The organism is Faucicola osloensis (assembly GCF_020041925.1).
Classification (GTDB): Bacteria; Pseudomonadota; Gammaproteobacteria; order Pseudomonadales; family Moraxellaceae; genus Faucicola; species Faucicola osloensis_D.
This window is the reverse complement of sequence record NZ_CP083409.1, coordinates 271,791-285,528: the sequence shown is the minus strand read 5'-3', so window position 1 is coordinate 285,528 and position 13,738 is coordinate 271,791. Positions and strand designations below refer to the sequence as shown.

The following is a 13,738-nucleotide window of genomic DNA, read 5'->3' as shown; positions in this document are numbered from 1 at the left end:
ATAAAAAATTGACTGTATTATAACGGTAGTTGTCAATTTTAAGAAACTTTTATTTAGTCTAATATTTACTCTAAAACCGCAAGCTTAAAAATCCTGCGTCGCCGCTTCTTGTTGCAGAAGCACCAAATTATCCACCCGCCTTGCTAGCACTTGCCCGTCTGTCACCGCCTGCCACATCGCACAATTGGGCGTGGACTCAGTGTGTTTGCAATCGCGAAAACGGCAGTAGGGCGCAAGCGGCGCAAGCTCGATAAAGCCTTGCAAAATATCATCAGGGGTCAAATGCCAAAGCCCATATTCGCGAATACCGGGTGTATCAATAATGGCACCTTTGCTAAGCGCCATCGGGTCAAACGCTAAAAATCGGCTGGTGGTGGTGGTATGTTGACCCAACTGTGAAATGGTTGAAATTTCATTGACTGATTGTCCCGCAGCAGGCAATAACTGGTTGACCAAGCTGCTTTTACCAACCCCTGATTGACCGGCAAAAATCACGTTCTTGCCGGCAACGGTGTTTTTTAGTTGGGTTAAATCACCATTTGATTGGGTCACCAAGGTGGCATAGCCAAGCTGTTGATAAGCTGACAGTAGCTCTGACACGTCGCTATGACTGCCATCTGCCAACAAATCGGCTTTATTTAAAATCAGCAATGGGGTGATGTCTGAGTGATGGCAAGCCACCAAATACCGATCAATCAGCTGGGCAGACGGCAGCGGCAGCGGCGCGAATACGACTGCTAAAATATCGACATTGGCGGCGATGGGTTTGAGCTTGTGGTAACGGTCAGGGCGGTTGATGATGCTTTGTCTATCATAAATCGCTTCAATGCGTCCAAGTCCTGTATTTGGGTCAGCGATAAAGCGGACTTTATCCCCAGTGGCAATCAGTGGCAAGTTGGTACGGGTGTGACAACGCCAAACACTGTGCAGAGTGATGGGTTGCCAAAACGGTTCTGGCTCGTCAGCGGCGACAATCGGTTTTTCAGGCAGGGTTTGCGGTAGGCTAGTGGCCTGGACTTCGAGCTGCTTGCCAAAGTTTGCGACAACAATGCCATCCATCAGCTGGGCATCGTCCAGCACTTGCTGGGATTTTTGTTGTTTTTGGATGCGGCGGGTTTGCTGGTCAGTGAGTTTACGTTTACGGATTAACGCCATACGCTATCTACTACCTCAGCCACTAGGGGATTTTTTACCATACTAACACCTTATAAAATTTTACAATACTTTTAGACTCGCTACATGAGCACGCATGAGCAATCGCCAACAAAACCGATATTTTACCTGTAAAATCTGCTAAGATGGCGGATTATTTGTTAAAGAGTATGAAAAGGCAACAGTATGGCGGTTGATAAAAAACATCTGATTTGGATTGACCTTGAGATGACAGGTCTAGATACCCTCAACGATACCATCATCGAGATAGCGACGATAGTGACTGACAGTGAACTCAATATCTTAGCCGAAGGTCCTGTGTTTGCCATCCATACCCCTGACATTGTGCTCAACAGCATGGATGATTGGAACACGCGCCAACATGGGCAATCAGGACTGATAGACCGTATTCGCCGTAGTAACGTGACGATGGCTCAAGCAGAAAGCGAAACAATTGCATTTTTGAGTAAATATGTCGAATCAGGACGCTCACCGATGTGTGGCAATTCGATTTGCCAAGACAGACGGTTTTTGGCACGTCAAATGCCAACGCTTGAACGGTTTTTTCATTACCGCAATTTAGATGTGTCAACGGTCAAAGAGCTGGCTTATCGCTGGCGCCCCGATATTTTGTCAAGCTTTGAGAAAAAAGGAAGTCATTTGGCACTTGATGATATCCGTGATTCGATTCGTGAACTGCGCCATTATAAAGAGAACTTTTTTAAGTTTATTGGTTAACAGTAAAATTTTTAAAACGATACAATTCATATCATAATACTTGAAATTATCCAAAATTTTAGGCATCATAAGCTAACAAAAGGAATTTGTTAGCTTGACTTGGTACAAGTAAATCGAGATACAAGTAAATCAGCGTGAGTGTAAATCAGCAATAATTGCGAGCCCATCGTCAAAAAACTGGTTGTATCAACTCAAATTTATTTCAGGCCAGATTTATTTGAAGTCAGGGTTATTTTAAGCCAGTGGGTGACCGTTGGCACTGGCACTTATTCCTATCTCATGGACGACATTAGGAGCCTATCATGGACAATCTTGACACCCAAACCCCGCAATCTACCCATCCTGATTATCAAAACTACCGCTATCAAAGCTACATCGACCAATTCAATATCGACGAACTTGAACAGCAAATCCTGCAAGGTTGCCGTATCAATGGTATCAACGCCTATGTGGAATGTGTGGGTCGTCACGCCCAGTCTGATAAGGCAAATAAAGTCGCGCTAGTGCATGAAGACACCCAAGGCAATATCCATAAAATCACTTACGCGCAGCTCGATAAACTAAGCGGTAAAATGGCAAATCTGCTGACTTCTTTGGGAGTGAAAAAAGGCGATCGGGTATCAACCATGCTGCCCCGTACACCGACTTTGTTAGCGGTGATTGTGGGTGCATGGCGCATCGGTGCAGTATATCAGCCATTGTTTACCGCATTTGGTGTCGAAGCGATTGAATACCGCCTTGAAAAAGCCGCTACTAAAGTGGTTTTCACCGACAGCCATAACCGTGAAAAATTCAATGACATAAACCTACTACCAAACATGGTGATGGTGGGCAGCGAGCAAGCCGCCAAACAATATGGCGATTGGCATTTTGATAGCTTAATGGCAGCGCAAAGGGAAGACTTTGAACCTGTGATGCTAACAGGGGAAGATCCTTTCTTGCAAATGTTTACTTCAGGTACCGTGGGCAAGTCAAAAGGCGTGGCAGTACCAGTTAAAGCGCTAACCGCATTTTATTTGTACATGGTACACGCAGTGGGTCTAAGCGATAATGATCGGTTTTGGAACATGGCTGACCCAGGTTGGGCCTATGGCTTGTATTATGCGATTACAGGACCTTTGCTAGTGGGTGCGACCACCCACTTTAATGAGTCAGGATTTGATGCCAAGCATACATTAGATTTTATCAAAAACCATAAAATCACTAATTTAGCCTCATCGCCCACCGCATTTCGTATGATGAAATCAAGCGGTGTTTTTGACAACAAAGCTGATGAGTTACCGCTATTGACGCGTATTAGCTCAGCGGGTGAGACGTTAAATACTGAAGTGGTGACGTGGATTAATGACAATCTTGGTGCATCTATTCTTGACCATTATGGACAAACCGAATTGGGGATGGCGTGCTGCTGTCATCATAAGTTAACCCATGATCAGCCAATTGGTTCAATGGGTATGCCATTGCCAGGTTATCGTTTGGCGGTACTGGATGAAAACTTTAATGAAGTAGGCGCAGGCGTACAAGGTCAGCTAGCTGTTGATGTGGCGAATTCGCCATCCTTATTTTTCCAAGGCTATACGTGGAACGAAAAAAACCCGTTTGAAAAAGGCTATTATCTAACGGGTGATATGGTCGAGCAGCATGATGATGGCACTTTTTGGTTTGTCGGGCGTGATGACGATATTATTACCACCGCAGGGTATCGCGTCGGTCCTACCGATGTCGAGAACACGGTAATGGAACACCCGTCGGTAGCCGAGACCGCGGCGATTGGCGTGCCAGATGACATACGCGGTCACATCATCAAATCCTATGTTGTACTCAAAGACGGATATACCGCTAATGACGAGTTAGCCAAAGACATCCAAAGCTTAGTGCATGCACGGTTATCTGCCCATGCGTATCCACGTATCGTTGAGTTTATCGATGCCTTGCCAAAAACGCCAAGTGGTAAAGTGCAGCGTTTTATGCTGCGTAGCATGAGTGAGGCGCACTAACAAAAATTTTATCCCTATGCAAAAGAGTAGCTAGCGTTAGCTATGCTTTTTTTATCAACAAAAAATAACAGGTTAACGGAAAAACAATGCAAGTACAAAATAATACCTTTTTGGTCACAGGCGGCGCGTCAGGTCTAGGTGAAGCCACAACCCGTTATTTGGTGGCGCAAGGCGCAAATGTTATCATCGCCGATCTCAATCAAGAAGCAGGTGAGAAATTAGTGGCTGAATTGGGCGACAACGTGATTTTTGCAAAATGTGACGTCACCAGCGAAGCGGATGTCAAAAATGCAATTGAGGCGGGTGTGACCAAATTTGGTAAATTATCAGGGTCAATCAACTGTGCTGGTATCGTGGTGGTACAAAAATTACTGGACAAAGAAGGCAATCCAGCCGATTTAACCACCTTCGCCCGTGGTATCCAGATTAACCTCATCGGCACTTTCAATGTAGCGCGACTGGCGGCGGCGGCGATGGCAAAAAATACTGCAGACAGCAACGAAGATAAAGGTGTGATTATCAACACCGCTTCAATTGCCGCATTTGATGGTCAGGTCGGGCAGGGCAGTTACTCGTCATCCAAAGCAGGTGTGGTGGGCTTAACCTTACCACTCGCGCGTGAGCTGCAGCGCCATCAAATACGTATCATGACCATCGCCCCAGGGGTGTTCGGCACACCGATGATGGCAAGCCTGCCAGAAGCTGCCCGTACCAGTCTTGAGCAAGCCGTGCCTTTTCCAAAACGTTTGGGCAACCCAGAAGAATTTGCTAAATTGGTGGCACACATCATCGAAAATAGCTATCTCAATGGCGACGTCATTCGTTTGGACGGCGCTATTCGCATGGGTTAATTCAGGTGATTGTTAACAGTAACTAGGCAAGGTGACGGGCAACAGTGACTATTAACTTAACCATTTAAAAAAGCCAATCTGAGGAAGATTGGCTTTTTTATTAACAATTTCACCGGGACTATTTGGTAAGTCACTATTTGGTGAGTATTAGGCGGTTATTACGGGTCAATCGAAGACGGTATTCTTCGCCGTCATGCTGAATACGAATCTCTTTGGTCAGCGCAAATAAATGATTGGAATATAGCGTAGGCAAGGAACTTTGTTGGATGAGATTGGCGCGATTTAATAAGTGTAGCATGGGATACTCCTTTTCTCTATAAGATGGACGAATAGTGTTTTTAATTGATAATGATTATCATTTATATTTAATGGGTCGTCAAGTGACTTTTTTCACTTTTTCATCAAATTTAATGCTTTATAATGGGTGATAATCAATAGTTTGAGAAAAATATGTCAAAAGTCGTCAATGTGGCAGTCGCGGTGATACATTTTAACAATCAATATCTACTGGGATTTCGCCATGCCAGTCAACACCAAGGCAATCGCTATGAGTTTGTTGGGGGAAAAATTGAGCCAAATGAAACCCCAACACAAGGGTTAATCCGTGAAGTCTATGAAGAGATTGGCTTGGATATCGCGCAAAATACCGCAGTCAAAATGGGGGTAATACGCCATGATTATGCTGATAAAACCGTGGCATTGCACGTTTTTAAAATTCAAGTGAGTCAAGCGCAGTTTGATGGTTTGCAAGAAGGTAAAGGCAAGGAAGGTCAAGCCGTCACATGGGTGCACCAGTCAGACTTAGTCGCCAATCAGTACCCGCTGCCCGATGCCAATGCCCGCATTTTAGATTGGTTAAAATTGCCTAATACGATTTATATCACCCAGCCTTTAGATAGCTTCGTTAGTGTGGATAAGTGGGTTGATTTTTATAGCCAAAAACTGCCCCAAAGTGCTCATTGTTATCTTCGCCCGCAAACCAGCGATGAAAATGCCACCGCTATGATTGATGGCTTGCTAACGATAAGGGCGGATATCACCCCGATTATTCAATATGCAACACTAGCGTGCTTACTTGAGCGCTTGCCTGAACGATTAGATGCGTGGTTAAAAAACGGCATGGTGCATTTGAATCACCAACAACTCATCACGCTTAATTTCTTAAACCTATCAAAAAATTATCGCTATTTTGGCAGTTGTCATGATCAACATAGCCTAAGCGGATTAAATACCTTGGCAACCTCGCATACTGTCATGGGCTGTTTTTTATCCCCGGTGAAAGCCACTCCGACACACCCAGAAACCTTTCAAAATGGGGGCATGGGCTGGCAAGCGTTCGGCGAATTAGCAAAGCTTAGTGATGTTCCTATATTTGCGCTGGGCGGGGTGGGGCAGGCAGATTTAGCCACCGCCTATGAACATGGGGCGATGGGAATCGCGGGTATTCGGTTATTGGCCGACAAGGTATAAAAACTAGCCAACAGGTTGATTTTTTGTTACAATTTTGTTACATATTTTGTGGCTAGTGCTAGCGAGATGCCAATCCTATGGTTTAAATTCGCCAAACATCATTTTTTATCGTCCCACGTTATGGCGATGGGGATGCTATTGGCGTGTTTTGCGTGGTTAATGCAGCTGTCACCGCTGCTTGCCCCTTTATGGCTGGATGTCAAAAAACTGCAATCATTTTTTGGGTAGCTGTTTTTAACTTAGTCGGTTTGTTGTTTATGCTGTGTACAATCTTTAACCCAATGAAAAACGCCCATAACTGTTTGGGCGTTGCTATTTGACAATAACGTATTAACTGTAACAACTGGCTGACAAAAAAACGCCCCAATAGTCACCGTTTGAGTGTTTATTTTGGGCTAAAATGAGTACTTTAATGCGCAATAAGAATGAGCAAAATAAGGTGATATAGACAATGAAAATAATGAGTAAAAAAACGCTAGCAGTGGCAGGTATTGCAGGTACATTATTTGCGATGAGTGCTTGCTCTACCACCCCCACCAAAAATATCGCAACCGAAACCACCGCCAAGCCCACAGGCGTTGGCAAAGCTCAGGCGGTACAAAGCGTTGATTTAAACCGTTATGCGGGGAAATGGTACGAAATCGCCCGTTTGCCGATGTTTTTTCAGCGTAACTGTGCCAGTGATGTCACCGCCACTTACATCCTACAACCGACTGGCAAGGTGGAAGTCAATAACCAATGTATGGGCAAAGATGGCAAACCCATGCAAAGCATTGGTGAAGCCACCAAAAATGGCGACAGTGGCAGTAAACTCAAAGTTACTTTCTTGCCGCAAGGACTGCGTTGGTTGCCTATGGGTAAAGCCGACTATTGGGTGCTTGCTTTAGACCCCAATTATAATCATGCGTTGGTGGGTACGCCAAATCAAAAATACTTGTGGATTTTGTCACGCACACCCACGATGGATGAAGACACTTATCAAACAATGGTCGCTACCGCAAAATCTCAAGGCTACGATGTCAGTAAATTGCAAAAAACCGTACAAAACAGCCGATAATCTAGGTAGTTGAAACACCCTGCTTTAAAATTGCTAAAACGCCTAAATTCCGTTACAATTTAGGCGTTTATTTCTTGCTGCATTTTCTACAGATTTTATTTTTCCTTCACAAAAAAAGGTCATACTATGTCTGCCAATCTCTACCGAGACCACCTCACTACTCGCAAAAATCAAGAAGCCCAAGCGGTTCAGTTGTTAATTGAGCTAAATACCCTAGCCAATAAAGGCGTCAATGTGTTGTTTTTTGGCAACCGCATTGCGCTAAATCTTGTTGATATCATCGCTCATCATGACAAAAACGCCCTTAACATCGCTGATACACTCGCTTTCGCCACCGCGTTAAACGACCAAAATCTAAGCCATACCACGGTGGACTTGGGTCAAGCGCTCAAAGCAGGCAAACAAGCCGGCAGCTTTACTAGCGGTGAGGAAGTGCCTGCGACAGATGTCGTGTTGTACGGTTTTGGTCGTATCGGTCGTATCTTGGCTCGTTTGCTGATGAGCCGTCCTGCCTCAGACAAAGGCTTACAATTAAAAGCCATCGTCGTCCGTCCAGCCGGTGAAGCAGATTTGGAAAAACGTGCAAGCTTGCTTGAGCGTGACTCGGTACATGGCTGGTTTGATGGCTCCGTGGTGGTGGATAAAGCAAACAGCGGTATCATCGCAAATGGTCGTTTTATCAAAGTCATTTATGCCGCTGACCCAAGCGAAATCGACTACACGTCTTATGGTATCGACAATGCCTTAATCATCGACAACACTGGTAAATGGAAAGATGAAGCAGGTCTTGGCAAACATTTACAGTCAAAAGGTGCCAAAAAAGTGCTATTGACTGCGCCAGCGTCGGGCGATATCAAAAACATCGTTTATAATGTCAATGATGACACCATCGGCAGTGATACCATCGTATCAGCGGCAAGCTGTACTACCAATGCGATTACCCCTACGCTCAAACTCTTAAACGATAAATACGGCATTGAAAACGGTCACATGGAAACCATCCATGCCTTCACCAATGACCAAAACTTGGTTGATAACCACCATAAAGCCGAGCGTCGTGGGCGTGCTGCAACCTTAAATATGGTAATGACAAGCACAGGTGCTGCCAAAGCGGTCAGTAAAGCGATTCCAGAATTAAAAGGCAAATTATCAGGCAGCTCGGTACGTGTACCAACGCCAAACGTGAGCCTTGCGATTTTGAATTTGAATTTCAAAAACCCAGTCAATTCAAGCGATGAACTCAATGCCTTTATCAAAGAAGCCAGTCAGAGCGAACAATGGCAAGCGCAAATTGCTTATTCAGATTCGGATGAAGCCGTTTCTACCGACTTTGTGGGCTGTGAAAAAGTAGCGATTTGGGACGCCAAATCTACGCTTGCTCAAGACAACCGTGCCGTGATGTACTTATGGTATGACAACGAAATGGGCTATAGCACCCAAGTTCTACGTGTCGCTGAAACCATGGCAAAAAATGCCTAAATGTTCCTAAGCGCTAAGAACGATTACAAGACCGCTCAAGTTTGGGCGGTTTTTTATTGGATAAAATTTCAAACATCAATTATGTTCAAATTTTTCTTGCTAAAATTCATGCTATAATATTTGGTTATTCAAGAATTTAAGGAAAGTCTTCAATGCGTTTTATCGATGAAGCAATCGTAACAGTCAAAGCAGGCGACGGCGGCAATGGTATCGTCAGTTTTCGCCGAGAAAAATACGTCCCCAAAGGCGGCCCCGATGGCGGTGATGGCGGCAAAGGCGGTGATGTATACGTGGTGTGCGACGACAACACCAACACCCTCGTCGATTACCGGTTTACGCGTCGCTATGATGCCAAACGCGGTGAAAATGGTGGTGCCAAAAACTGTTCAGGTCGTGGGGCAGATGATATCTATCTATCCGTACCCATCGGTACCACCGTGGTTGATACTGAAACAGGTGAGGTCTTAGCGGACTTGACCAAAAAAGGGCAAACGGCGAGGATTGCCAAAGGCGGTGACGGCGGGCAAGGCAATACCCATTTTAAAACCTCCACCAATCAAGCACCACGACGTGCCACCCCAGGTTTTCCAGGCGAATTAAAAGTCTTGAAGTTTGAGCTAAAAGTGGTGGCTGACGTGGGTCTTATCGGTCTGCCAAATGCGGGTAAATCCACCTTTATTCGTCAAGTCTCTGCTGCCAAACCCAAAGTTGCCAATTATCCGTTTACCACTTTGGTACCGAATTTGGGTGTCGTGGATGTGGGTAAACACCGCTCATTTGTCATGGCAGATATCCCAGGTCTGATTGAAGGGGCCTCTGAAGGGGCTGGACTGGGTATCCGCTTTTTAAAACACGTCGCTCGTACCCGTCGATTATTGCATCTTGTCGATGTACAGCCCATTGATGGTAGCGACCCTGTGGCAAACGCCCAAGTGATTTTTAATGAGTTAGAAAAATTTTCGCCAGAGCTGTCAAAACTGCCACAGATTTTGATTTTAAATAAAATCGACCAAGTGCCTGAAGAGTCATTAAACCAACTTTGCACCCACATCGTGGCAGAGCTTGGTTGGACAGGGATGGTTTTTCGTACCTCTACGCTCACAGGAGAAGGGGTTGATGCCGTCGTTTGGCATTTGATGAACGAAATCGAGCAAGAGCGCGAGATGGAAGAAACCGATCCTGATTTTGCTGAAAGTCAGCGTTTGCGTTTTGAACGACTGGAAGCGGAAGTGCGCGCCAATACGGAAGAGCAAAAAGAAGCGTATCGTGCCAAACGTAAAGCTGAGCGTGAAGGTCGCGCATTGGATGAAGATGATTTTGATGACGACGACTACGATGACGATGATGGCGTGGAAGTGGTCTACGCACCTTAGCGGTGATTCTTAGCGGTGATTGGAGTAGCTTTAAAAAGGTTAGCGCAGGCTAACCTTTTTTATTAGGTGAATGTAGATAAGGACCGGTCATTTTTTTAATGCTTTGACAATATGGGGTAATTCACCATAAAACACCCCAATGCCTGTTCCCATCAAGCCATGATTGGCAAGTGAAATAGTCGACACGCGAATGACAGGCAAATCATGCCAACCAAAATGCGTCGCCAATATTTTTTTAAAAAATTCGGTGCTTTCATGATGTCCCGTATCTGTCAAATAGATAAACGCGGGTTGATTGGCGGCAAATTTTTCGACGGTTTTTGCCATGGTGATCAGGGTTTTTTCAAGCTTACGCACTTTTTCCACCGCGATAATCTCGCCAATTTGATTAATTTGCATAATCGGTTTGATATCAAATAAGTTGGCAACAAATGCGGCAGGGGCGGACAATTTTTTGTTGCGAATAATATAGTCCAAGTCACTGAGGGTAAATAAAAACTCACTGCGACGTCGCAAATCGTCAAGTTTTTTTGCCACGTTTTCAAACGATTCACCTTGTTCAATCAACACTTTTGCCTCGTACGCCAGCGCCCCTTCAGCAATATTGAGTGTTTTGGTGTCATACACAAAGATGTGCAGACGATTGGCATAATGTACTTTGAGTTCTTCTAGCATGGGCAAGGTTTGGCTAAATTTGGACGAAATACCGCAAACAAATACCTCAGTGACCCCGCGAGCAATCAAATCATTAAACAACAGATGCATCTCATGGATGGATGGCGGAAATGTCCTCGCCACCGATTTGAGGTTGGTTTTCATGATGGTTGCCAGACGCTCACTGGTGATATTTTTACCATCGATAAAATCAACGTTATTGATGTTTACGTGTAAGCGCAGAATGTCTATGCCTTGCGACAATCCGAGGGCTTCAAGACAAGATGAGGAAGTGGTGACAACAGCTCTTTTCATAAATTTGATAAACCCAGTAGCACATGAAGATGAGCAAATTTATATAAAAGCAATGTTGATAGCAAGTTATCCTCATCTAAATTGAGAAAACTTCAAGTCGATATTTTTTAGTTGACAATGTCAATTTGTTTTTTCAATGGTTGCTATTTGATTGGGATAAAAATGCGTATGATAAAAACGTGTGATATTTAACGGCTACCGGCATCGAATTAGCATTTATAAAGCCGGTAAAAATTGTTACAATGCTCAGCCAAGCCATTATGGCATTTAATTTGATTAAAAAATTGCACTTGACTGATTATGACTGCCACCGCCTCACCTAGCTCAACTAAAAAAGCCCTTAAGTCCAACACCATTGTGGTAAAAATTGGCTCATCGCTACTGACCAATAATGGTAAAGGCTTGGATCGCACCGCAATTTATGAATGGGCGAAGCAAATTGCCAAGCTGCATAATGAAGGCTACCAAGTATTGCTAGTGTCCTCAGGGGCAGTGGCAGAAGGGGTGGTGCGGATGAATTTGGAGGAACGCCCCAAAAAACTACAAGCCTTGCAAGCCTGCGCCGCCATTGGGCAGATGGGCTTGATTGAAACTTGGTGGTCGGCGTTGATTCAGTATGGTGTACAAAGCGCGCAGTTGCTACTGACACATGACGATCTTGCCAATCGAAATCGTTATCTCAATACCGCCAGTACGTTAAATCAGCTACTTGAATGGCGCGTGCTACCGGTCATTAACGAAAATGACACCGTCAGTGTCGATGAAATCAAATTTGGTGATAATGACAGTCTAGGTGCGATGGTGGCAGCCATGGTCAAAGCTGATTTATACATTATATTGACCGACCAGCAAGGCGTATTCACCGATAATCCTCGCACCAACCCGGATGCGAAGCTGATTAAGACTGAGCGGGCAATGGCAGATTATTTGTTTGATGTGGCGGGAGATGGCGGTAAATTGGGTCGTGGCGGGATGATTACCAAAATTCGTGCGGCAAGGCTTGCGGCAATGGGTGGTTGTCCCACCGTGATTGTCAGCGGCAGCATCGATAACGTGATTAATCGCGTGGTCAAAGGGGAATCGTTAGGTACGATGCTCACCACCAATGACGAGGATAAACGCATTGCCAAAAAACAATGGTTAGCCGCTCATCTGCGTATGGCAGGTCGCTTGGTGATTGACGATGGTGCAGTGGATGCCATCATTAAAAATAACAAAAGCTTATTGCCTGTCGGGGTGATTGAAGTGCAAGGTGATTTTGATGAGGGCGATGTGGTGGAGTGCGTTGATAAAACAGGGGTGCGTATCGCGGTCGGTCAGGTGGATTTCTCATCAAATGAAGCTAAGCGCATCGCTCGCAAACGCAATAGCGACATCGAAGCGATTTTGGGTAAAAATGAGGAACGCCACGTGATGGTCCATCGTGATAATATGGCGATTATCGTATAATTTTCGACAATTCTTGATTGAAAATTTGACTACTTTTAGACTGATTCAATAGTATTTTTATCCAAGATTATTTTTAAAGGCAATGACATGACCCATAACTTTCCGATGTTAAAAAATGACCGTATTTTAAGAGCCATGCGTTTTGAATCTGCGGATGTGACGCCTGTGTGGATGATGCGACAAGCCGGTCGATATTTGCCTGAGTATAAAAAAACCCGTGCCCAAGCCGGTGACTTTCTATCGCTTTGCAAAAATACCGATTTGGCGACGGAAGTCACCATTCAGCCATTTCGCCGTTTTGAGTTGGATGCGGCGATTTTGTTTAGTGATATTTTAACCATTCCTGATGCGCTCGGTTTGGGTCTGTATTTTGAAGCAGGGGAAGGTCCAAAATTTCACAAAACTGTCAGAAGCATGGCAGAGGTTGAAGCCTTGCCAACCGTCGCGATGGCAGATGCACTCGACTATGTGATGAAAGCGGTGACCAGTATTCGTCATGCGCTGGCAGGCCGTGCGCCATTATTTGGCTTCTCAGGTAGTCCGTGGACGTTGGCGACCTATATGATTGAAGGCGGTAGTTCTAAAGAATACCGCTATGCCAAAGCCATGTTGTATGGCGAACCTGACACCTTGCATGCGCTGCTCGCTAAAATCACCGATGCCGTGATTGATTATTTGCTAGCGCAAATAGCCGCAGGGGCACAGTTAGTACAAATTTTTGATAGTTGGGGCGGGGCATTGGCGCATCGTCAATTTGTTGAATTCTCACACCATTACAACACTAAAATTGTCGCGGCGATCAAAGCAAAATACCCAGAAGTACCTGTGGTATTATTTACCAAAGGTGGCGGCTTGTGGTTAGATACCCAATGCCATAGTGGCGCGGATGCGCTAGGGCTTGATTGGACAATGCCCCTAGATAGAGCCCGCAGCATCGTCTTTGAACAGCAAAAAGCATTGACCAAATTGCACAACAAGCGGCATACAGGCATCGCGCTGCAAGGTAATCTTGACCCCGCGACATTATTTGCATCGCCTGAGCATATTCGCCAGCAGACGCATTTGATGTTACAGGACGCCTATAGCCTCGGTGACAAAACAGGTTATATAGCAAACTTAGGTCACGGCATTAACCAATGGGTTAATCCTGACCATGCCAAAGCTTTTATTGATGCGGTGCATGAGTACAAACTTTAATAATAA

At 45.0% G+C, this 13,738-nt stretch carries 13 protein-coding genes; 10 read left to right on the top strand and 3 right to left on the bottom strand.

The window, feature by feature from the left end; all coding sequences use genetic code 11:
* Window positions 1–84: 84 nt before the first annotated feature.
* Window positions 85–1,155 carry a ribosome small subunit-dependent GTPase A gene (gene rsgA / locus LAJ61_RS01190; protein ID WP_224054167.1) on the bottom strand — a complete coding sequence of 357 codons (1,071 nt, stop codon included), beginning with the start codon at window positions 1,153–1,155 and terminating at the stop codon, window positions 85–87.
* 183 nt (window positions 1,156–1,338) lie between these two features.
* Between rsgA and orn the strand changes: the two genes are divergently transcribed.
* From orn to LAJ61_RS01175, 3 genes are all read left to right on the top strand, one after another.
* The gene (gene orn, locus LAJ61_RS01185) at window positions 1,339–1,890 is read left to right on the top strand and encodes an oligoribonuclease (RefSeq protein ID WP_224054166.1); all 552 of its coding nucleotides are present in this window, start codon (window positions 1,339–1,341) and stop codon (window positions 1,888–1,890) included.
* Between the two features lie 302 nt (window positions 1,891–2,192).
* Window positions 2,193–3,887 (top strand): AMP-binding protein, encoded by a 1,695-nt coding sequence (locus LAJ61_RS01180; protein ID WP_224054165.1) that lies wholly within the window; start codon window positions 2,193–2,195, stop codon window positions 3,885–3,887.
* An 86-nt stretch (window positions 3,888–3,973) separates the two neighbouring features.
* Window positions 3,974–4,738 (top strand): SDR family NAD(P)-dependent oxidoreductase, encoded by a 765-nt coding sequence (locus LAJ61_RS01175; protein ID WP_224054164.1) that lies wholly within the window; start codon window positions 3,974–3,976, stop codon window positions 4,736–4,738.
* A 133-nt stretch (window positions 4,739–4,871) separates the two neighbouring features.
* On the opposite strand, the gene hemP is transcribed toward LAJ61_RS01175, so the two are convergent.
* Window positions 4,872–5,036: a hemin uptake protein HemP gene (gene hemP, locus LAJ61_RS01170; protein WP_007114963.1), complete on the bottom strand. Its 165-nt coding sequence runs from the start codon at window positions 5,034–5,036 to the stop codon at window positions 4,872–4,874.
* Window positions 5,037–5,188: 152 nt separating this feature from the next.
* Between hemP and LAJ61_RS01165 the strand changes: the two genes are divergently transcribed.
* The 5 genes from LAJ61_RS01165 to obgE all read left to right on the top strand — a co-directional run bounded on the left by LAJ61_RS01165 (window position 5,189) and on the right by obgE (window position 10,117).
* Window positions 5,189–6,208: an NUDIX domain-containing protein gene (locus LAJ61_RS01165; RefSeq protein ID WP_224054163.1), complete on the top strand. Its 1,020-nt coding sequence runs from the start codon at window positions 5,189–5,191 to the stop codon at window positions 6,206–6,208.
* A 48-nt stretch (window positions 6,209–6,256) separates the two neighbouring features.
* Window positions 6,257–6,436 carry a hypothetical protein gene (locus LAJ61_RS01160; RefSeq protein WP_224054162.1) on the top strand — a complete coding sequence of 60 codons (180 nt, stop codon included), beginning with the start codon at window positions 6,257–6,259 and terminating at the stop codon, window positions 6,434–6,436.
* A gap of 223 nt (window positions 6,437–6,659) precedes the next feature.
* Window positions 6,660–7,265, top strand: a complete 606-nt coding sequence (locus tag LAJ61_RS01155) for a lipocalin family protein (RefSeq protein WP_409034975.1) — start codon at window positions 6,660–6,662, stop codon at window positions 7,263–7,265.
* Between the two features lie 126 nt (window positions 7,266–7,391).
* Complete coding sequence (locus LAJ61_RS01150) at window positions 7,392–8,744, top strand: glyceraldehyde-3-phosphate dehydrogenase (RefSeq protein ID WP_224054160.1); 1,353 nt, start codon at window positions 7,392–7,394, stop codon at window positions 8,742–8,744.
* Window positions 8,745–8,896: 152 nt separating this feature from the next.
* Window positions 8,897–10,117: a GTPase ObgE gene (gene obgE, locus LAJ61_RS01145; protein ID WP_224054159.1), complete on the top strand. Its 1,221-nt coding sequence runs from the start codon at window positions 8,897–8,899 to the stop codon at window positions 10,115–10,117.
* 87 nt (window positions 10,118–10,204) lie between these two features.
* On the opposite strand, the gene LAJ61_RS01140 is transcribed toward obgE, so the two are convergent.
* Window positions 10,205–11,086, bottom strand: a complete 882-nt coding sequence (locus LAJ61_RS01140) for a DegV family protein (RefSeq protein ID WP_224054158.1) — start codon at window positions 11,084–11,086, stop codon at window positions 10,205–10,207.
* Window positions 11,087–11,386: 300 nt separating this feature from the next.
* Here LAJ61_RS01140 and proB point away from each other — a divergent pair, with 300 nt between their 5' ends.
* Together proB and hemE are read left to right on the top strand one after the other, a co-directional pair.
* Window positions 11,387–12,535, top strand: a complete 1,149-nt coding sequence (gene proB / locus LAJ61_RS01135) for a glutamate 5-kinase (protein WP_224054157.1) — start codon at window positions 11,387–11,389, stop codon at window positions 12,533–12,535.
* A gap of 87 nt (window positions 12,536–12,622) precedes the next feature.
* The gene (gene hemE / locus LAJ61_RS01130) at window positions 12,623–13,732 is read left to right on the top strand and encodes a uroporphyrinogen decarboxylase (protein WP_224054156.1); all 1,110 of its coding nucleotides are present in this window, start codon (window positions 12,623–12,625) and stop codon (window positions 13,730–13,732) included.
* Window positions 13,733–13,738: the final 6 nt, after the last annotated feature.